The following is an 18,953-nucleotide window of genomic DNA, read 5'->3' as shown; positions in this document are numbered from 1 at the left end:
TCACAATATCGATAGAATGCGAATTAACTTATAGGTGTCACTACAGAAATTCACTTCGCTTTCCCACAGGAGTTTACGTGAATTTCCTCCGCTCTCAGTTTATAGATTATTTGCAATTAAGCAAACGAAATCCAGCCTCTTTTAGTGGGTGATTGGAGTGGAGGGCAGTTGACTCCTGTGGGAAGAGCAACAGGTGAAGACCCCACAGGAAGCGGTGTTCTTCCGAGGAGGCTGAGGCGTTGCCCACGGAAAGCAACTGCCCGGAGCGGAAATCAACGTTGCACTCATCCTTTACAGCTGAATATTTACACTATGACGCTATTTATCTTAACTGCATCATTCTGAAGCAACAAACTATGAGAAAAGAGCCTTTGTAAAAGAATTCGAAATAAGGAATAACATAGTAGTTGAAGTTTATGGGGAATATAGAAGTAAGGCACCAGGTTCCCCTGGCGCCAAAGATAATTAATAATAATTGCATGAATCAAAATATTACTTAAAATACCAACCAAGCCCAAGCGCACCTTCACCAAGGTGTGTGCCAATTACTGGGCCAAAATAACTTAACATTATTTCTGCATTAGGGAACTGCTGCTCTAAATCTCGTTTAAAGTCTTCAGCTTCTGCTTCACAATTGGCGTGAATCACAACAGCCCGAATCGGCTTGCCAGTCTGGGCATCCTCTTCAAACAGTCCTTTAATGCGTTTGTAAGCTCGTTTTTGTGTTCTAATTTTTTCAAACGGTACAATCTTAGTATCTTCAAAATGAAGTACTGGCTTAATCTGCAGCATACTACCAACTAACGCTTGCGCACCACTTAAACGGCCACCGCGGTGTAAATGACTTAAATCATCGACAACGAAATAGGCTTTCATTGATTGTTTCATTTCATTTAAGCGCTCGATTATTTCTTCTGGTTCAGCACCATTCCTGGCCATTTCTGCAGCTTCTAGCACATAAAACCCTTGTGGCATACAGCTAATTTCCGAATCAAAGCCATATACTTCAATACCGTCTACCATATTGTTAGCAGAAAGAACAGATTGATATGTTCCGCTTATACCGCTAGATAAATGGATTGAAATAACAGCATCATAATCTTTTGCTAATTCTTCTAACGTTTGTGTAATCAATCCGAACGACGGCTGCGATGTTTTTGGTAACTCCGCTTCGTTTTTAACTAAACTATAAAAATCATCTATCGACAGGTCCACTTCCTCTTGATAGGACTCATGACCAAAGACAACATTTAGTGGAACCATGTATATATCCCACTGTTCACGTATGGCTTTAGGGATGTAGGCCGTACTATCTGTCATCACAGCTACTTTCATTAAATAATCGTACCCTTCTTGTCCAGATTTACTTTCTAATTCTATTCAGCATAACCTAACATTTAGAAGCTATACTATTAATTAATTCATTCCTACATTATTTTACATAATAAAGAAAAAAAATAATAGAGCATAAACACGATTTGTGATATTTTACCAAACCATATTCGTATATTAATTAGGAAAAGGTTAATATCTTCGTCTAGAGTTTATTGGGGTTAAAATGAGGGAAACGAGAATTCACTACGGATCAGCCCAGATAAACCGGCGCATTACTTACACCGGTTTATTTAAACGAAGGATTGTATTATAGCACTTCTACCCATCCATTACGAATAGCTGTAACCACTGCTTGTGTACGGTCGTTAACATTCATCTTTTGCAAGATATTACTCACATGGTTTTTAACTGTTTTTTCACTAATATATAACGTTTCAGCTACGCCGCGGTTACTTTTACCATCTGCTAATAATTGTAGCACTTCACATTCTCTTCTAGTCAACAGATGTAAAGGTTTACGGTAATCTATCATTTTATCTACTAATTTCGTAGTAGTTTCAGAAGTAAGTCGACGGTATTCCTTTACTAGATTATGTGTAACCTTTGGATGTAAATAAGACCCACCTTCACTTACTACCTTAATTGCTTCAATTAGTGAATTAGAATCCATCTCTTTCAGTAAGTAGCCTTGTGCACCAGATTTCAGTGCATGTGTGACATAGTTCTCATCATCGTGAATCGACAAGATAATCACGTTAATATCCGGGAAACGTTTAATTAGCTCAGCAGTCGCTTCGACACCATTTATTGTTGGCATATTGATGTCCATCAGTACAACGTCTGGTTGGTACTCTTCTACTAAAGTGAGCGCCATCGCACCGTCATCCCCTTCAGCAACAACAGAAAAACTAGGTTCAAAGTCAAGAATGCGTTTTACTCCTTCTCTGAACAACTTATGATCATCTATTAGAATTATTTGTGTTGTCATTTTTTGTCCTCCTATACTATCTATTAATCTATGTAATAAAAAGTTTGTCAATTTTAGCAACTTTACTTATTATAACGCATTAATGTTCATTTGTATTATTACTTTTGAATTAATTTAACGGAACTTGGATAAGCACTTTAGTACCCACCCCTTCTTTTGAGTCAATCGTTAGTTTCCCATCCAATATTTCGAGGCGTTCGCGCATGCCAAGTATGCCAAAAGACTTATCTTTCTTATTGGATATATCAAATCCCTTTCCATCATCTTGAATCGAAGCAGTCACAAAGTTTTTACACGTTTCCATTTTCACGACAATGTTTTTAGGCTCTGCATGCTTGACTGCATTTTGAACAGACTCCTGAATAAGACGGAATAATGCCACTTCATACTTACTATTTAGACGCCCTTCTTTCCCAAAAGGTTCAAACTTAATTTCAAATTGGTTATGGTTATATTCTTCAATAGTTGTTAAGTATTTCCTTATAGTTGGGACTAGTCCAAGGTCATCCAAAGCCATTGGCCTTAAATCATAAATAATTCTTCTTACTTCATATAAAGATGATCGAACCATTGATCGCATACTTTTCATTTCTTCAATCGCTTCATCAACACTTCGCTCTCGGAATGTCCGATCAACTATCTCCGAACGCAACAAAATATTTGCAAGCATTTGCGCTGGACCATCATGCATTTCTCTCGATAATCTTCTTCTTTCCTCTTCTTGCGCCTCAATTATTTTCAAGCCAAATTCTTGCTTCTCTTCCGCATCATGAATTAATTCTGTAACCTGTTTAAAATCTTCATTTAAATAATTTAGCACAACAGAAATCTTTCCGACAAGCCCCTCTGCTCGCTCGACAGTCTGTTCAAGATTTTGCAGTCTTCTCTGAATGTCATCCCTTTTGTCACGAAGCGTATGTTCCTTTTCACGCTTCATCGTTAATTCCGTTTGCAGCTTATGCGTCTGATCATATACGGCACGAATCTCATCTTCAGAGTATTTCCTGAAATTTTTATTCACTTCTAATAATCTTGTACGAGAGAGTTTTGTTTTCCTCTCTATTTCATCACCATCTTCAATAACATCAACAACCTGGACCTTTATCGCTTCTAGTTCTTCTAATAACTTCTCATATTCTTGACGAGAATCTTCTCCTATATGAAAAATTTCGTCTTTACTATTTTCAACTGCATCAATCATTTCGTCGATGATGAAGTCTAGTGTTTGATCATTCATCATTTTTTTCAAAATTCCGCCACCCATCCACACTATATTTACAGAAATTCGCATTATCTTTTGCCGTTAAGGGGGTAATCATATTTATTCTACTATAATAGTCTTATTATAATACATTTGCTGCACATAATGGTACTCTATATAATGAAGAATAGGAGGTTAGTCTCACTATGTTAAATCAGTATTTTACAGTTAAAAAAGCAGGTTCTGATGAACAAATCATTCAAAAATCAAGATTTATCGGTTATGTAAAACGAGTGGAATCTGAGGAAGAGGCACAGGCTTTTATTAATGACATAAAGAAAAAGCATCGTGATGCCACACATAATTGTTCAGCATATATGATAGGAGAACACGATCACATTCAAAAGGCTAATGATGATGGTGAGCCTAGCGGAACGGCTGGTGTCCCGATATTGGAAGTACTAAAAAAACAAGAGTTGAAAGATACTGCTATTGTTATTACCAGATATTTCGGTGGTATAAAGCTTGGAGCTGGTGGACTGATTCGTGCCTATTCAAGTACAACTTCTCTAGCAATTAATACAACTGGTGTCGTTAAACGACAGCTTATGAAAGAATTTATCGTCTCCGTAGATTACACATTACTTGGAAAAGTAGAAAACGAATTACGAAATGCCACTTATATTTTAGAAAATATCGACTATTTAGAAAAGGTACATTTAAAAGTTTTTGTTATTGAAGGGGAAGAAGAAGCCTTTTGTAATTGGATCGTTGACTTAACTAGTGATCAGGCAGAAATAAATGAAGGTGGCACGAAATATCTGGAAATAGATGTGGAATAATGTCATATGACAAAATATTTCCCAGGAAATGAAAAAACTCGACACTTAAATCAAAAGCACCAATCTCTTAATATTACAAATGAGGTTGACCAAATTTATTTTGATCAACCTCTTTCTCTTTAGTTAAGATATTCCCTATTACTAGGTAACTGGTTATCATGTAATTCGTCTACTAAATGCTGTACGATCTCTCGTGTATTTTTAAATTGTAGTTGCTCAGTCTGATTGATTACTTTGCTTAGGATATTTTTGTACAAATCCTGCTCTGTCACCATATCACCCCATCGCCTAAACTGTTAGACCACTATCATCATATGAGGATAGCTTTTCTCTGGTTACAAGCAACACCTATCGAGCTTCTTTCCTTGGTTTTGATCGCTTGTAACACGCAATCCCGATTAATAATAATCCAATTCCAAGTATTGCCCCAACACTGTCCAATATTACATCACCAATATACGGAGTTCGATTCGGTGTGAATCCTTGGTGAATTTCATCAAAACTCGCATATAAAACAGAAGCAAAGAATGCAGTACCTATCGTTTTCCCTACACTTAAGTTGGTTGTCTTTATTATTGCCAAATAAAAAAGCAGAAATAACAATAAAAATACTGTTACATGTGCTCCCTTACGGACGAAAAATTCGACAAATCCATTTATACCTAAATTCGCAACACTAACTTCTTGCTGATGATAACTAAATACAATCGTCTGTATCAATGGCTCTAAAAAAGAAAGATCGATATTATCGGAGAGGAATGGTTTAATATCCTGCTTTTGATAAGGTTGGGCAGAAGAATAAAATATAACTCCCATCCAACTGAGTGGAAAGATCCAATATAGCCACTTTTTCATAGTTTCCTCCTATTAATAAAATATCTGTGATTTAACTATTATACTATTACAAACTGATTATTTGTCGATAGGTGAAAGTTTCAAGCTACAAATTTTGAATATGCGTCGATCCACTAATAGAATGCGTCACCTCAGCCATCAAATGCGTCAGTCTCGCTGAGATATGAGTCAATCTAATCATTTAATGCGCCAGATAATAAATATTTGCGTCAAACTCAGCATCCCCCATCTAATCAAACACTCCAGGCAAAAGAAAAGAGCAGTATCCTAATAGATACTACTCCTTACACATATATCAATACTTAAATCGGTTAACAATAGTCTTTAAATCTTCCGCCATAGAAGCTAGGGCATCAGAGGATGCACTGATTTCTTGCATGGAAGCTAGTTGTTCTTCTGTAGATGCTGCTACTTCTTCAGAATTTGCTGCATTCGTTTGAGATAGCTCTGCTACTTCTTTTGCAGATGTTGATACTTCCTCGATGCTCGCCAAAATTTGCTGAACAGTTGCTGTTACTTCTTCAATTTTAGGTGCAATATCTTTTGTTCCACTTAGGATTCTACTAAATTTGTCTGATGTTTGTTCGGAAACTTGTACACCATTTTCTGCGTTTTTCATCACTTCACTCATCATCGACACAGACTCACTAGTATCCTTTTGAATATCAGCTACTAGTTTAGCAATAGATTTGGTTGAATCCTGAGATTGTTCTGCTAATTTACGAACTTCATCTGCAACAACCGCAAATCCTTTCCCATGTTCACCAGCACGAGCAGCTTCAATCGCTGCGTTTAATGCAAGTAGGTTTGTTTGTTCAGCGATATCATTAATAACATTTAAGATGTTACCAATCTCATTGGAACGATCAGAAAGGGTTCCAATCACCTCGTTGGAACGTTGAACCGATTCACGAATAAATCGCATTTGTTTTAAATTGTCATTAACGAATTGATCGCCTTCTTCAGCTTCCTTAGTAGTTTCCTTAGATAACTCAGATACTCGCGCTGAATTACTTGAGATCATCGTGATTCCTTGCTGGATTTCTTGTAAAGCTTTTGAGTTTGATTCTAATTTAGATGTACTTTCTTCTGCACTGCTTGCCACTTCTTGAATGGATGAAGCAACTATTTCTGCAGCCTTGCTTGATTGCCCTGAACTTGCATTTAATTGCTCCGCAGATGCTGCGACTTGGTCAGAGTTATCTGCTATTCCACCGATCATCTCTCTTAGATTTTTGGTCATCTGTTGGAAGGATTCATTTAAATAATAGACTTCATCTTTACTTTTCAGTTTCAACTTCTCTACACGTAAGTCTCCCGCCGCCACTTGCTTCGCTAAATTGCCAAGCTTCACAATCGGACGCGAGATAAAGACAGAAATAACGAATCCACTAGCTATTGCGATTAAGGCTGCGACTATGCTAACAATTAATACTGTAAATAAGCTTGCTTTTGAAAGTTTATCCGTTTCTTCTTTCTTCTTTTCTAAAATATCCGTAGTCAACCATTTCTGGAAAGATTTTGTCTCAATATCTAAACTATTCGTTAATGGTACAATTTCCTTTATTCCTCTATCTAATGCGGCTTGTTTATCTAGAGATACAGAATTAGCAATCTCATTTGCCGCTTTATTGAAATCCTGATTTGAATACAGTATTTCATCTAAGCGTTCGACTGTTTCTTCTAAAGTAGATAATTTTCTACCTTGTTCAATTAAACCTTTTATATTTTCACTAGACTGATTTAACTTCTGTAAATAAGTTTCATCCTCATATAACATAAACGCTCGGTAAAACCCAACTTGTTTAGCATTTTCCATTTCAATCGATTGAGAAATGGACCTTAATTCTGCAACTGTATCAATTAAATAATCATAGGTTTCATTCGTATCCTTCATACTGGTATAGGACAGGAATGATGCAATACCGAATATAAGTGAAACAATAACAAAACTACCGATAAGTTTTTGCTTGATAGTAAATTTCATGCTGGCTGTCTCCCTCTTTTTTTATCCCAATCAACCTATTTCACATAAGGGTTAGCTCGTCACAAAAAACAAACTAGGTATCCCTATAACGAATCTCTATAGGTACTACCTAGTTCCAACCAAGTCTTCACTATCCTATCGTTAAAAAGAATTCTAAGTTAAGACGAAGAAAAATTCCTATAACTTATTATATAGAAACTTTTTAATAATAAAGCAACTGGCTGGCACCTCTATTAGAGCCCCTTTAGCTTTGCGTCCTGACCTTTCGGAAAGTTTGCCTAATATGTATGGGATATATTTACCATTAGGATAGTACTACATTTTTTCGTTTGTGAGAAGGGGTTTTGAATTTTTTGTAAAATTTAAATTTCAGTAATCGTTTACTACTTGATGATTTTTACCAATTACGTATAATCTAGGTTTATAAAAATGTTCACGAAAAAAACCAGTAAAGCTCTAGTGAACCTTACTGGTTTTATTTTTTTTAGCTATCCTGTTTTTGTCTCCAACGATTAAATTCCAAAAATTCTTTGAATTGTTGTTTTGACACGCCTGAGTTCATGGCCTCTTGTGCGAGTTTCAACCAATCTTCATCCAGCTGGCTTCTTAGTTCTTGATCGCTCTCACTCATCAAGAGTTCATTGACAGAGACGTTTAGTACTTTGCCAATCTTTTCAATGAATTGAATAGATGGGTTCGATTGTAGGTTCCGTTCAATAGAACTTAAGTAAGATTTAGCTACACCTGCTTGTTCAGCCAATTCTGATAAAGACATGCGCTTTTCTTTCCGTAGTTGCTTTATTTTCTCACCGATCAAGACCATCCACCTTCTTTCCATCGCCATTATACCATATAGAATAGTAAACGTTCTATAAAAAGAATGCGGATTGAACAATTAATGTGCAAGTTTTCTGTTATCATTTCCTTGCAAAAAAAGTCTAATTTCCTCAATCGTGAGCCCTATCGCTTTTGCTTCTTCTAACATGGTTACCCATTCGTCGTCTAAAAGGCTCTTATGTAGTAGTTTTGTCATAAGATTTCCTCCCTAACCCCTTTCAGATAGTACAGCCGCCTTAGCCTTATCGCCTTAGACCTGTTACTTTGCGCCCCTATTTTTCAATAAGTTTGCCTTTGCTTAAGAAGCAATATTTATTAACTTTATTTTAAACCTTTACTTCTAACATGTTAATGACTTGTTTTGTCGAAACGATTCTATTTTTGGAAAATTATACTAAATAACATTTAATAAATTTACAATAAATAAATTTTTGAATAAATTCTTAATAAAGGTGCATCAGTCTAGTAAAATTAGTATAATGGAATTATCGAAATATTATTGTTGTGGGAGCGTGTTGCATGAAAAAGTTAGCGGTTTTATTTATCATTGCTGGCGTCGTTTTGTTGAGTATCGGTGGCTATCAGTATATAAAAACGATAGCAGCAGAGAAGAATGCGTTAGATGAAGCAAAAGAATTGCTTAGTAAGGATAGTGCTAATAGTGATTCAGACCAAGCTAGTAAGGAAAGTCCCGAAACATTTTTCCCAGGAATGGGCGATACTGTAGGAATTCTTGAGATTCCAGCTATTGATGCAGAACTTCCTATTGTAGAAGGAACAGACCCTGATGATTTAGAAAAAGGAGTCGGACACTATAAAGGTTCCGCCTACCCAATGCAACAAGATCAAATTGTTCTTTCAGGACACCGAGATACTGTATTTCGAAAGTTAGGTGATGTGAAGGTTGGTGACACTTTCGTTGTCAAACTTCCATATGGAGATTTTACCTACGAAATGGTCGATCATAAAATTGTAGATGCTGATGATACTTCTATCATAAAATCTACTGCACCAAATGAAGAATTAGTCATAACAACATGCTATCCGTTTTCTTATGTTGGAAATGCACCAGAACGATACATTATTTACGCTAAACCAGTTGTAGAAGAGAAATCATAATTAAAGATACAAAAAAAATAGATGGAGTGTTGGTGTCATACCAATGCTCCTTTTGATTATTTTCTATTAAAGGGGAACCATTTTTTAACATATGACCACTATTAATTGTATAATATGGTAAGTATGAAGTGTTTATAAAAGGGAGGTAAAAGCATTGCAAAAGTTAATAAAATTGCTATCTTTACTAATACTCGTCACAATTTTAGCTTCCTGTTCAAAAGAGGAAGTAAAACCCGAAGACCGTTTAAAGGAGTATGTCAGTAATTGGAATGAGGAAAAGTTCTCTGAGATGTATCAGATGGTCTCGGCTTCTACAAAAGAGCACTATCCGACAGAAGAATACATAGATCGGTATCAAAAGATTTATGAAGATTTAGAAGTGAGTAATTTAAAAATCGATTATGAAATTCCAGAACAAAAGGAAAAAGAAAGCAAGGAAGAGGAAGAAGCAACAAGTGCTTCTTTTCCGATCACCGTTTCGATGGATACTGTAGCAGGTCCGATAACATTTGACTACAATATCCGTTTAGTCCAAGAAGTAATAGATAAAGAAAAAGAAGAGAAAAATTGGTTTGTTGAATGGAATCCAGGTTTAATTTTCCCAGAAATTAAAAATGGTGGAGAAATCACCTTCCAATCTACACAGCCAACACGTGGTGAAATCTATGATCGTAATCATAATGGATTAGCCGTAAATGCTGTCGTTTATGAACTGGGTGTTGTTCCTGAACAATTTGCAGAGGATCCAGAGAAAGAAAAGCAACAAATTGCGGAAGTGTTAGATATGGATGTGGAAGCAATTGATAAGGCGATGAACGCTTCATGGGTAAAACCAAATTATTTTGTTCCACTAAAAGTAATGCCTTCCCTAACCGAAGCAGAAGCAGCTAAATTGAATGAAGACATAGGACCATTAACATATCAAAATACAACCGGTAGACTTTATCCGTATGGGAAAGCAACCGCACATATGGTAGGTTACATCGGTAAAATGACGGCAGAACGTCTTGAAAAGTTAGACCAAACGAGATACTCTGCGAATGACATGATCGGCATACGTGGTCTGGAAGAACTTTTTGAAGATCGTTTAAAAGGACATAAGGGGCTTAAAATAGTAGTGGAAAAAGAAGATGAAGAGCCTGTAACACTTGCTGAAACTGAAGTTCAGCATGGGGAAAATATTACACTAACCATTGATGCAGAGTTACAAAAAACAATTTATGAGTCATTTAATGGTGATGCTGGAACTGCATCCGCTATTCACCCTAAAACTGGTGAAACACTAGCTTTAGTTAGTAGTCCCGCTTTTGATCCAAATCAATTAACGTACGGCATTAACCAAGAAGATTGGGATGCACTGCAAGATGATGAAAAACAACCGTTAATTAATCGTTTTGCTGCAACCTTTGCACCCGGTTCAACCATTAAACCGATCACAGCGGCAATAGGATTGAAAAATGGTAGTATCAAGCCTAACGAAGGAATCGAAATTGAAGGATTAACATGGAAAGTGGACGGTTACAGTGTTCGTCGTGTATCCGAGTCAAATGGGCCAGTTGATCTAACAGATGCACTCATTCGTTCCGACAATATTTATTTCGCAAAGCAAGCCGTTGAAATGGGTGGAGAAACGTTAGCTAAAGGATTGAAGGACTTTGGATTCAATGAAGAATTTCCGTTTACCTATCCACTTGAACAAAGTACACTATCATCATCAGGAGAGCTAGATCGCAAAACGTTACTAGCTGACACTGGATATGGTCAGGGAGAAATGCAAATGAACATCCTCCATCTGGCAGTTAGTTATACTCCCTTCCTAAATGATGGTAGTATGATCAAACCAACATTGGAAATCACAGAAGAAACATCACAAGTTTGGAAAGATGATCTGATTAGCTCAGAAAATATCGCAGTCATAAAGGATGCCCTTCGAAAAGTAGTTACCGATCCAAAAGGTACTGGACGCGGAGCTAACATCAGTGGCATTGAAATCTCTGGTAAAACCGGAACAGCTGAGTTAAAAGCATCCCAGGACGAAGAAAATGGTCAAGAAAATGGATGGTTCGTAAGCTATCCTAGCCAAGAAGATATCTTAATCTCGATGATGGTAGAGCACGTCGAAGATAAACCACACGGCAGCGCCTATGTCGTGGAGAAAATGGCAGATATTTATGAAAAAATAAGATAATTTTAATGAAGTGCCGGTTGGGAGAGATCCTGGCTGGTACTTTTTTTATAATCATGTGTGTTTGGGGAGGACGCATTTATTCTGTGGGGTGACGCATTTCACCAGTGAGTTGACTCATTTATTTCATAATTTGACGCATTCCAAGTCGCGTGCAGTATCTTCTGTGGAGTTGACGCATTCCCCCCTGTAATTTGACGCATTTATTCCAAAAAGTAACGCATTTGAGTAGAACGACGCATTCCCATGTTAAACTGACGCATATAATCTAAATACAACGCATTCTAACACGCACCCGGCGCATTTCCTTCAAAATTTAACGCATTCCAACTCGCCAACGACGCATATGAATTAAATCAAAAAATACCGAGCTCCCCCTTAAAGGAAACCCGGTACTACAATCAATATATTCACATTTTACAGCAGCTTCACGCTTTCACCACTGTCAATTGACTGTAAGCATGCTTCTAACAATTTCATTTGCTTCATCATATCGTCCTTGGTGTAGCGTGGTTCTGTTTGATTAAGTATAGCATTTGCGAAGTTATCAACTTGCTCTTTGTATTGATCACTCTCTACTTTTTGCTCACTTACTTCTCCATCCTTTTTCACACGGATAATTCCCTTTCCGTCCTCATTCTGATCGGGTCTGAACGCACCTAGCACTTCAATTGTTCCATTGCTACCAACAACCTCATAGGTTTGACGACTAGTGGAATCGAAACTGCAATCAAATGATGCTTCTACCCCATTCGCAAAAGACATCACACCTGCCACGGTCGTATCAACACCTGTTTCAGGCTGTAATTTGGCGCTTGCATATACTTTTGTTGGTTCTTGCCCGATAATGTTTCGAATCGAATGTAAGGTGTAACAACCCACATCATATAATGAACCACCACCCAACTCTTTAACCATACGGATATTGGTTAAATCGTCTAGTAAAAAGGAAAAACTAGAACGCATGAAGCTAACATCACCGATTTCACCACTCATTATTAATTCTTTGACTTTATCATGTTGTGGATGGAATTGGTACATGAAGGCTTCCATGAATGTAACGCCATATTTTTCACATACTTCAAAAATTTCAGCAAGCTCCTCACTATTCAATGTAGCCGGTTTTTCACAGAGTACGTGTTTACCTTTTTTAGCAGCTTCAATTACCCAATGTTTATGTAGGTTATTCGGTAACGGGATATAGACTGCATCAATCTCTGGATCATCTAACAATTCTTCATAACTAGTGTACGCTTTAGGAATTGCCATCTCTTCTGCAATTTTTATGGACTTATCATCACGACTTGCAATTGCAAGCACTTCTGCATACTCTGATCGTTTAATTGCAGGGATTACCTGTTCTAGCCCGATTTTTGCTGTACTTAGCACACCAAATTTAACATTTGTCATAGTTTACTAGCCACCTTCAACATTGTTATCGTTTTCACAGTTTCATATTACAGTAATTTACTTTGCATGGACAGCGATTTCCCTCTACCCTGCGTTAGACAGCTTCTCTCACAACTGAAAGTGTAGCTACTCATAACCTCTATTCACAAGCATAGTCATGCAAAGCAGCAGAAACCTCCTGGCTTCTGCTGCTTTGCATGACAGCTTACTAACATCTAACGCCATTACATTTTGTTTAGAATTTCTGTATAGTCCATGAATTTAGAATAATTTCTTTCCTCTAATGCATGGTCAATTAGTCTTTTTATATTTTCTTTTTCAAGTTCAATGATCACTTGGTCTACTTTTTCATCTTTTAATGGAGTTTTGTCGCCATTTAAATAAGGATGAACGATGGAATCTAGATGATTGACAAAATCACTTAATTTCAACAGTTCAGATAATGCAACACGACTGTATTCTTTGCCTTTTTGAAATACAAATACATCCTGTTCGTTTTCCACCTTTTGCGTCTTTCTGTTGATACGAATTTCTCGAGACTCTAAAGGTACAAATTGATATACTTTATCGTCTAATGATAAGGAGAAATATTGATACGCTAATACGACTCGAATCGCTTCTTCTTCTTCTTTTACGTAATAAGGTTTTAACATTTTAACAGAAAGCATCCCGACACCCCCTTGTAGAATATCACCAACAACAATGAAGCTGAACTAAGAGAAACCTGTCTAGTAAAGGTTAACAACGATTGTTTTAATTTAGTATATGACAGGACTTCCTATAAAGTTAACAACTTTTTAATATTTTTTCTAAATAATGAAAAATCACTTCCCCTTGTCATATCATTATAACAAATGGTGATAGCGTTTACATCAGTAAACTACTTAACTGTTTAATAATTATAAAATATGTTGTTTTCCGACAAAATACCTAAAAGACATTGTTTTTTGTTTCTTTATTTCGTTATACTTGAAAAGCAAAGCATGATTCGAAGGTGGACACTATGATGAAAAGGTTTCGGTTTAAATTTATTGGAAGTAGAGTCGTCAAAACGGGATTGGCTGTTTTTTTAACCTCGTTATTTTGTCAATTACTGAATTGGCCTGCTGTATTTGCGGTCATTACGGCGATTGTAACGATTGAGCCAACCGTTGCAGATTCCATTAAAAAAGGAATTGTTCGTTTCCCTGCTTCAGCAATTGGTTCTGCTTACGCTGTTATTTTTATTTACTTTTTTGGGAATTCCCCAATCACCTATACGTTAGCCGCATTATTTACGATTATAACTTGTTTCAAACTACGACTACATGCCGGCTTGCTAGTCGCTACCTTAACATCGGTTGCCATGATCGAAGTGATTCACAGTAACTTATTTTTTTCCTTTTTCATAAGACTTGGGACGACAACAATTGGCTTGCTAGTTTCTACACTTGTCAATATGTTTGTATTACCACCGAACTATTCCAAAACAATCCTTACAAACATTCATTCTTTATTAAAAGCAACTGGAGAGGAACTTGAAGTTCTTACAAAAGAAATTATTATGGGCAATAAAGATGAACATAGTAATCAACAATTAATTAAACAAACCTTCAGCCAACTAAAGAAAAAGTTAGATAATACCGAAATGCTACTTCGGTTTCAAAAAGATGAATCCAAATATCATCGATTCGACGCGCAAGCACGTAAAGTTTTTGAGGAGGAACACGAGAAACTTACCGCGCTTAGACTCATCCATTATCATATCGGCAATCTAATTAACACTCCACTTGACCATGTCTCATGGGACAATAACGAATGTAGTAAATTAATTGATATGGTTCATAGACTTGCTGATGCAATGAAATACCCTGAGCATTTCACTATCGAAGAACACCAGAAGCAGGTGAAGTCATTAATGGATCAATTTTGGGAAAGTAAGCGACAAGCTAATATACAACATGACCCAGCGAAAATAAGTTTCTTTAGTCCAGAAATCATCATTTTATATGAATTGCTGTCGATCTATAATTTAGTTGAAAAACTGTTAGTAGAGGAAGAAAACAACGATGCTGTTGGTTTAGCGAGCCAGTAGTATCGTTATTTTTTAGTACCTATCTCACCGTACAGCTGCTCAATCCACTCTTTCCCCTCAGCAGTATAATAATCTTGTGATTGTACCGCTAGCATTGATCCATTATGTTTATTTCGGAAAATGTAAATAGCTTCCTCTTCCTTTATTGTTTTAACCAACTCAAGTTCTATTCCACGATACTCATAATATGCTTTCACCTGTTCACTAGTGAGAGAAAAGGACTTTTCATGCGAACCAAATAGTGGTGTTAACTGGTCAATTTTCCATTTATCCTCTTCTTTAACAACTGTTACATCTAGCTTCGTTCCGGAATACATATCATTAGCCGGGCGATAAGCCTGAAAAGTAGCAGTATCTCCTTCTTGATTTACATTAGCTAACACATCGGGCATCATGGAACCATGAAGTGGACCTGGTGCATCACAATAACAAAAGAAGGCATCCATTTGACCAACTATATGCTCCGTTATAAAGGTTTCCGAAAAGTACTCTGCTGCTATCGGTTTGACAACTTCCGCAAAAGCTTGTTTTGATGGTTGACCAGAATCATACCATCCCTTTTCTTCAATTGTATTAATGATTTCTTTTTTTACTTTGCCAATGTTATTTGTTAATTTTACGAGTTGTTCCATTCCAACTGTTGTTTGGCCACGCTCAACTTCTTGCTCATTTTTCGTTTTAGTATCATCTGGTACAGCCTTTTCTACATTCGCTGCCGATACTTGTACACTAGCAGCCTTAACTGCCATTTCCTTACTTTCTAAATCTTTTAGAGCCGCTTCAAACTCTTCTTTACTTACGAGTTTAAAAGCCTGATCCTTTCCATCAGTTAAATGTAAGGTGATTTGCTCTCCATTGACCGTTCCACTTTTCGCTAACCCGATATTGATACGTTCAAGCTTATTATTCGAAAGACTTCCTGAAAATTCTCGGTTTGTTTTTACTAGTCCTTCCTCTACCAAGTCAAAGGTTTGATATGTTCCGCTTACTTTTCGATTATCCCCTTCCAATTTTACAAGACTTAAATGATTGTCCTCCTGATAGAGAAAACCATATTTATCAGAAAAAGGATTATTACTACCACAAGCGACTACAAGAAAACTAATGGATACCACCCATACAATTAACAACTTGCTTCTCATTGTTCCCCTCCTAAACTATTTCGAAACCTTCCGCACTAATCTAGTAATCTCTTAATACATCTTATTTAAAAGATAACCAAAATAGACCGAGAATATACCTTGTTTTCATTTCATTTAAGATTTTTTCCCTAATACGTTAAAATAAAACAAAGATATTAAAGAGGTGTATCCATGAAAGATGTCACATATTTCCCATTACATGAAGGCGCAGTAATGATTGACTTTGGAAAAACAATAAATAGAGAGACCAATAAGAAAATACTACAGTTAGCCAAAGTACTGAAGGACCAGCCTTTTCATGGTTTTATTGAAGCTGTTCCTGCATATACGACGCTCACCGTTTATTACGACCCTATTATAGGGGAAAGCCAATCCTTTACTAAAATCTGTTCATGGATCGAAAACTATCTAGACAATCTACCATTGGATGATACCTCTGCTAACACGATTAATATTCCAGTGTGTTACGATTTAGCATATGCACCAGATATAGAAGAGGTAGCAAGGACTAATAATTTAACTGTAAAACAAGTTGTGAAGTACCATACAGAAATCATATATCATGTCTATTTTCTTGGCTTCTCCCCAGGGTTTCCTTTTCTAGGTGGGTTAAATCCAAAGCTGGCAACCCCGAGAAAATCAAATCCAAGAATCAAAATTAATGCTGGTTCAGTAGGAATTGCTGGTAACCAAACAGGAATTTATCCAAGTGATTCACCGGGTGGTTGGCAAATCATCGGTCGTACTCCCAAGTCACTACTACAAATAGAAAAAAATCCCCCAACTCTCTTACAACCAGGGGATAACTTATCTTTCTATGCCATTTCAAAGGATGAGTTCGAACAATGGGAGGAAAACCAATGGGTCTAAGAATGATTGAAGAAGGATTATTAACAACTGTTCAAGATCTAGGTCGCAAAGGCTACCAATCCCTTGGCTTTTCTGTAAACGGCCCAATGGATCAACTAGCAATGCGACTTGCTAATATCATTCTAGGAAATGATCAAAATGAAGCTGTTCTTGAGATGAGCTTTTTAGGTCCCTCGATCAGCTTTGAATCTGATATGATTATTGCCCTTACCGGCGCAGATATGTCTCCTAGAATCGATGATGTACCTGTTTCACTCGGAAAGCCTTTAGCTGTCAAAACTGGCCAAACGTTGCAATTACGCACCTCCAAGTCAGGACTTTATAGCTACCTAGCTGTTAAAGGTGGCTTGGATATACCTGAAGTGTTAAACAGTAAGAGTACTTCCTTAACTGCTCAGGTTGGTGGATACAATGGAAGAAAACTGCAAACTGGTGATTTTATCCCCATTAAAAAATCGTATAGTTATGTCGGTCGCATTCCGTGGCAGCTTGACTCCACTTTATTTGCTTACTTACGGTCGGAAAAGCCGATCATTCGTTTTTTGGAAGGGAAACAATATAAGTCATTCAGCTCTCAATCATTAGATAATTTTACATCAAAGCAATGGAAAATTTCTACTAAGTCTAACCGAATGGGTTACCGGCTAATAGGGGCTGAGCTACTAGTTAACGATCAGAAAGAGTTAATTACAGAAGCGACCGCTTTTGGTACGATACAAGTACCACCAAACGGACAACCCATCGTGCTAATGGCTGATCGGCAACCGACTGGCGGCTACCCTAAAATTGGCCAAGTAATTCAAGCTGATTTACCGAAACTAAGTCAATTAAGACCAACCCAAGCCTTTCACTTCCAAAAATCTAGTATCGAAGAAGCACTAACCGAATTAAAGATTACAGAAAATACTATTTCCCGGTTAAAGGTAGCCATAGCATCCAAATGGAAGGAGTGGGAAAATGCTTACTGTTGATTTAAATTGTGATATGGGTGAAGGCTTTGGTAATTATACAATTGGAAATGATCAAGCAATTATTCCTTATGTATCATCAGTTAATATCGCATGTGGATTCCATGCAGGCGATCCTTCCACAATGAACAAAACAGTAAAGCAAGCTATTGCACACAACGTTAAGATTGGTGCCCATCCAGGGTTACCTGATTTAAACGGTTTTGGTAGAAGAATGATCGATATAAGTCCAGACGAGGCATATGAACTAACAATTTACCAAGTCGGTGCGCTTCAAGGCTTCGTCAGATCCAATCGAGGAAACCTCCACCATGTTAAAGCCCATGGTGCGTTATATAATATGGCATGTAAAAAGGAATCCATTGCTAGCGCAATTGCAAATGCTGTAGCTGATCTCGACAAAACCCTCATTCTCGTTGGTCTTTCTAAGAGTAAGTTAATTGATGCTGGAAAGGCTGTAGGATTACAAGTGGCGGAGGAAGTGTTTGCGGATCGAACCTATCAAGCAGATGGTACACTAACTCCTCGTTCTGAAAATGGAGCAGTTATAAACGATGAAAAACAAGCAATTAACCAAGTGATTCAAATGATTACAGAAGGTAGTGTAACTGCTATAGATGGTTCACGTATAGCCATTCAGGCAGATACTATATGTGTTCATGGGGATAGCCCTCATGCGCTGACCTTCGTAAAACAATTACGACAAGCTTTTGATAGATATAGCATTACACTAGGATAACCTTGTCCTAATAAAAAATGAATCTATCTAGTCAATGGCTGATAGACAATCTCATCATTTTCAACGCACTAATGACAAGTGTTGATTCAGAAAAATAACACCAACATATTGTAATAATGTGTACACAAGATCTAATGGGTTTACGATCTCCTTTCGAGTACACGGCTTTCACCACCAGACACCAAAGGCTGGTGGTGATTTACCTCTTTTAAGATAGACAGATATGTTCCTTTCTTCTCGAAATAGCGCAACAACAATTGTGGTTGATTAGTACAGTTATTTCCTTTCTTCTCGAAATAGCGCAACGATTGAGATTGATTAGTGCAGTTATTTCCTTTCTTCTCGAAATAGCGCAACGATTGAGATTGATTAGTGCAGTTATTTCCTTTCTTCTCGAAATA

Annotated in this window: 19 protein-coding genes and 2 riboswitches; of the genes, 7 read left to right on the top strand and 12 right to left on the bottom strand. The window is 37.0% G+C overall.

Annotated features, from left to right (window positions below; genetic code table 11):
- Positions 1-492: 492 nt before the first annotated feature.
- The 3 genes from H7K77_RS20420 to H7K77_RS20410 form a co-directional block, all read right to left on the bottom strand.
- Complete coding sequence (locus H7K77_RS20420; RefSeq protein ID WP_186580791.1) at positions 493-1,335, bottom strand: DegV family protein; 843 nt, start codon at positions 1,333-1,335, stop codon at positions 493-495.
- Between the two features lie 307 nt (positions 1,336-1,642).
- Entirely contained in the window at positions 1,643-2,323 is a 681-nt protein-coding gene (locus tag H7K77_RS20415; RefSeq protein ID WP_186580789.1) for a response regulator, read from the bottom strand.
- Between the two features lie 109 nt (positions 2,324-2,432).
- Positions 2,433-3,563 (bottom strand): sensor histidine kinase, encoded by a 1,131-nt coding sequence (locus tag H7K77_RS20410; RefSeq protein ID WP_328701183.1) that lies wholly within the window; start codon positions 3,561-3,563, stop codon positions 2,433-2,435.
- A 167-nt stretch (positions 3,564-3,730) separates the two neighbouring features.
- Between H7K77_RS20410 and H7K77_RS20405 the strand changes: the two genes are divergently transcribed.
- Complete coding sequence (locus H7K77_RS20405; protein ID WP_186580787.1) at positions 3,731-4,366, top strand: YigZ family protein; 636 nt, start codon at positions 3,731-3,733, stop codon at positions 4,364-4,366.
- Positions 4,367-4,485: 119 nt separating this feature from the next.
- Here H7K77_RS20405 and H7K77_RS20400 read toward each other — a convergent pair whose 3' ends face one another.
- The 5 genes from H7K77_RS20400 to H7K77_RS20380 all read right to left on the bottom strand — a co-directional run bounded on the left by H7K77_RS20400 (position 4,486) and on the right by H7K77_RS20380 (position 8,241).
- Positions 4,486-4,638 (bottom strand): hypothetical protein, encoded by a 153-nt coding sequence (locus H7K77_RS20400; protein WP_186580785.1) that lies wholly within the window; start codon positions 4,636-4,638, stop codon positions 4,486-4,488.
- Between the two features lie 76 nt (positions 4,639-4,714).
- A complete protein-coding gene (locus tag H7K77_RS20395) occupies positions 4,715-5,221 on the bottom strand; it encodes a VanZ family protein (RefSeq protein WP_186580783.1) in 507 nt (168 codons plus the stop codon).
- A gap of 295 nt (positions 5,222-5,516) precedes the next feature.
- Positions 5,517-7,208, bottom strand: a complete 1,692-nt coding sequence (locus tag H7K77_RS20390) for a methyl-accepting chemotaxis protein (protein WP_186580781.1) — start codon at positions 7,206-7,208, stop codon at positions 5,517-5,519.
- A gap of 209 nt (positions 7,209-7,417) precedes the next feature.
- Positions 7,418-7,497: riboswitch (cyclic di-GMP riboswitch) on the bottom strand.
- 195 nt (positions 7,498-7,692) lie between these two features.
- Positions 7,693-8,025: a helix-turn-helix domain-containing protein gene (locus H7K77_RS20385; protein WP_186580973.1), complete on the bottom strand. Its 333-nt coding sequence runs from the start codon at positions 8,023-8,025 to the stop codon at positions 7,693-7,695.
- 78 nt (positions 8,026-8,103) lie between these two features.
- Positions 8,104-8,241, bottom strand: a complete 138-nt coding sequence (locus tag H7K77_RS20380) for an anti-repressor SinI family protein (protein WP_186580779.1) — start codon at positions 8,239-8,241, stop codon at positions 8,104-8,106.
- A 22-nt stretch (positions 8,242-8,263) separates the two neighbouring features.
- Positions 8,264-8,348, bottom strand: a riboswitch (cyclic di-GMP riboswitch).
- Between the two features lie 216 nt (positions 8,349-8,564).
- Between H7K77_RS20380 and H7K77_RS20375 the strand changes: the two genes are divergently transcribed.
- Both H7K77_RS20375 and H7K77_RS20370 read left to right on the top strand, forming a co-directional pair.
- Complete coding sequence (locus H7K77_RS20375; protein ID WP_186580777.1) at positions 8,565-9,164, top strand: class D sortase; 600 nt, start codon at positions 8,565-8,567, stop codon at positions 9,162-9,164.
- Positions 9,165-9,318: 154 nt separating this feature from the next.
- Positions 9,319-11,352, top strand: a complete 2,034-nt coding sequence (locus H7K77_RS20370; protein WP_186580775.1) for a penicillin-binding transpeptidase domain-containing protein — start codon at positions 9,319-9,321, stop codon at positions 11,350-11,352.
- A gap of 414 nt (positions 11,353-11,766) precedes the next feature.
- On the opposite strand, the gene H7K77_RS20365 is transcribed toward H7K77_RS20370, so the two are convergent.
- Positions 11,767-12,759 carry a Gfo/Idh/MocA family protein gene (locus tag H7K77_RS20365; protein WP_186580774.1) on the bottom strand — a complete coding sequence of 331 codons (993 nt, stop codon included), beginning with the start codon at positions 12,757-12,759 and terminating at the stop codon, positions 11,767-11,769.
- Positions 12,760-12,983: 224 nt separating this feature from the next.
- A complete protein-coding gene (locus H7K77_RS20360) occupies positions 12,984-13,427 on the bottom strand; it encodes an IDEAL domain-containing protein (RefSeq protein ID WP_186580772.1) in 444 nt (147 codons plus the stop codon).
- A 338-nt stretch (positions 13,428-13,765) separates the two neighbouring features.
- Here H7K77_RS20360 and H7K77_RS20355 point away from each other — a divergent pair, with 338 nt between their 5' ends.
- Entirely contained in the window at positions 13,766-14,833 is a 1,068-nt protein-coding gene (locus tag H7K77_RS20355; protein WP_186580971.1) for an aromatic acid exporter family protein, read from the top strand.
- Positions 14,834-14,838: 5 nt separating this feature from the next.
- Here the strand turns inward: H7K77_RS20355 and H7K77_RS20350 are convergent, their stop codons facing one another.
- The gene (locus tag H7K77_RS20350; protein ID WP_186580770.1) at positions 14,839-15,975 is read right to left on the bottom strand and encodes a hypothetical protein; all 1,137 of its coding nucleotides are present in this window, start codon (positions 15,973-15,975) and stop codon (positions 14,839-14,841) included.
- Between the two features lie 171 nt (positions 15,976-16,146).
- Between H7K77_RS20350 and pxpB the strand changes: the two genes are divergently transcribed.
- From pxpB to H7K77_RS20335, 3 genes are read left to right on the top strand one after another with little or no spacing between them, the layout of a single operon-like run.
- Positions 16,147-16,845 (top strand): 5-oxoprolinase subunit PxpB, encoded by a 699-nt coding sequence (pxpB, locus tag H7K77_RS20345; RefSeq protein ID WP_186580768.1) that lies wholly within the window; start codon positions 16,147-16,149, stop codon positions 16,843-16,845.
- Entirely contained in the window at positions 16,836-17,816 is a 981-nt protein-coding gene (locus H7K77_RS20340; protein ID WP_186580765.1) for a 5-oxoprolinase subunit C family protein, read from the top strand. Before pxpB ends, H7K77_RS20340 begins: the two co-directional genes overlap by 10 nt.
- On the top strand, positions 17,803-18,552 hold the full coding sequence (locus H7K77_RS20335) for a 5-oxoprolinase subunit PxpA (protein WP_186580764.1): 750 nt from the start codon (positions 17,803-17,805) through the stop codon (positions 18,550-18,552). The genes H7K77_RS20340 and H7K77_RS20335 overlap by 14 nt, the downstream gene beginning before the upstream one ends.
- Before the next feature lie 140 nt (positions 18,553-18,692).
- Here H7K77_RS20335 and H7K77_RS21140 read toward each other — a convergent pair.
- Positions 18,693-18,953: hypothetical protein (locus tag H7K77_RS21140; RefSeq protein ID WP_222599479.1), on the bottom strand; the 261-nt coding region annotated here is incomplete at its 5' end.

Origin of the sequence: Aquibacillus kalidii (assembly GCF_014280935.1) — a bacterium.
Lineage (GTDB): Bacteria > Bacillota > Bacilli > Bacillales > Amphibacillaceae > Aquibacillus_D > Aquibacillus_D kalidii.
This window is presented reverse-complemented; position numbering and strand designations above follow the sequence as displayed.

Coding starts and splice junctions, on each gene's coding strand:
- H7K77_RS20380 (WP_186580779.1), bottom strand. CDS start 8,241: ATGACAAAACTACTACATAAGAGCCTTTTAGACGACGAATGGGTAACC.
- H7K77_RS20390 (WP_186580781.1), bottom strand. CDS start 7,208: ATGAAATTTACTATCAAGCAAAAACTTATCGGTAGTTTTGTTATTGTT.
- H7K77_RS20375 (WP_186580777.1), top strand. CDS start 8,565: ATGAAAAAGTTAGCGGTTTTATTTATCATTGCTGGCGTCGTTTTGTTG.
- H7K77_RS20420 (WP_186580791.1), bottom strand. CDS start 1,335: ATGAAAGTAGCTGTGATGACAGATAGTACGGCCTACATCCCTAAAGCC.
- H7K77_RS20350 (WP_186580770.1), bottom strand. CDS start 15,975: ATGAGAAGCAAGTTGTTAATTGTATGGGTGGTATCCATTAGTTTTCTT.
- H7K77_RS20410 (WP_328701183.1), bottom strand. CDS start 3,563: ATGATGAATGATCAAACACTAGACTTCATCATCGACGAAATGATTGAT.
- H7K77_RS20360 (WP_186580772.1), bottom strand. CDS start 13,427: ATGCTTTCTGTTAAAATGTTAAAACCTTATTACGTAAAAGAAGAAGAA.
- H7K77_RS20355 (WP_186580971.1), top strand. CDS start 13,766: ATGAAAAGGTTTCGGTTTAAATTTATTGGAAGTAGAGTCGTCAAAACG.
- H7K77_RS20395 (WP_186580783.1), bottom strand. CDS start 5,221: ATGAAAAAGTGGCTATATTGGATCTTTCCACTCAGTTGGATGGGAGTT.
- H7K77_RS20405 (WP_186580787.1), top strand. CDS start 3,731: ATGTTAAATCAGTATTTTACAGTTAAAAAAGCAGGTTCTGATGAACAA.
- pxpB (WP_186580768.1), top strand. CDS start 16,147: ATGAAAGATGTCACATATTTCCCATTACATGAAGGCGCAGTAATGATT.
- H7K77_RS20335 (WP_186580764.1), top strand. CDS start 17,803: ATGCTTACTGTTGATTTAAATTGTGATATGGGTGAAGGCTTTGGTAAT.
- H7K77_RS20415 (WP_186580789.1), bottom strand. CDS start 2,323: ATGACAACACAAATAATTCTAATAGATGATCATAAGTTGTTCAGAGAA.
- H7K77_RS20340 (WP_186580765.1), top strand. CDS start 16,836: ATGGGTCTAAGAATGATTGAAGAAGGATTATTAACAACTGTTCAAGAT.
- H7K77_RS20365 (WP_186580774.1), bottom strand. CDS start 12,759: ATGACAAATGTTAAATTTGGTGTGCTAAGTACAGCAAAAATCGGGCTA.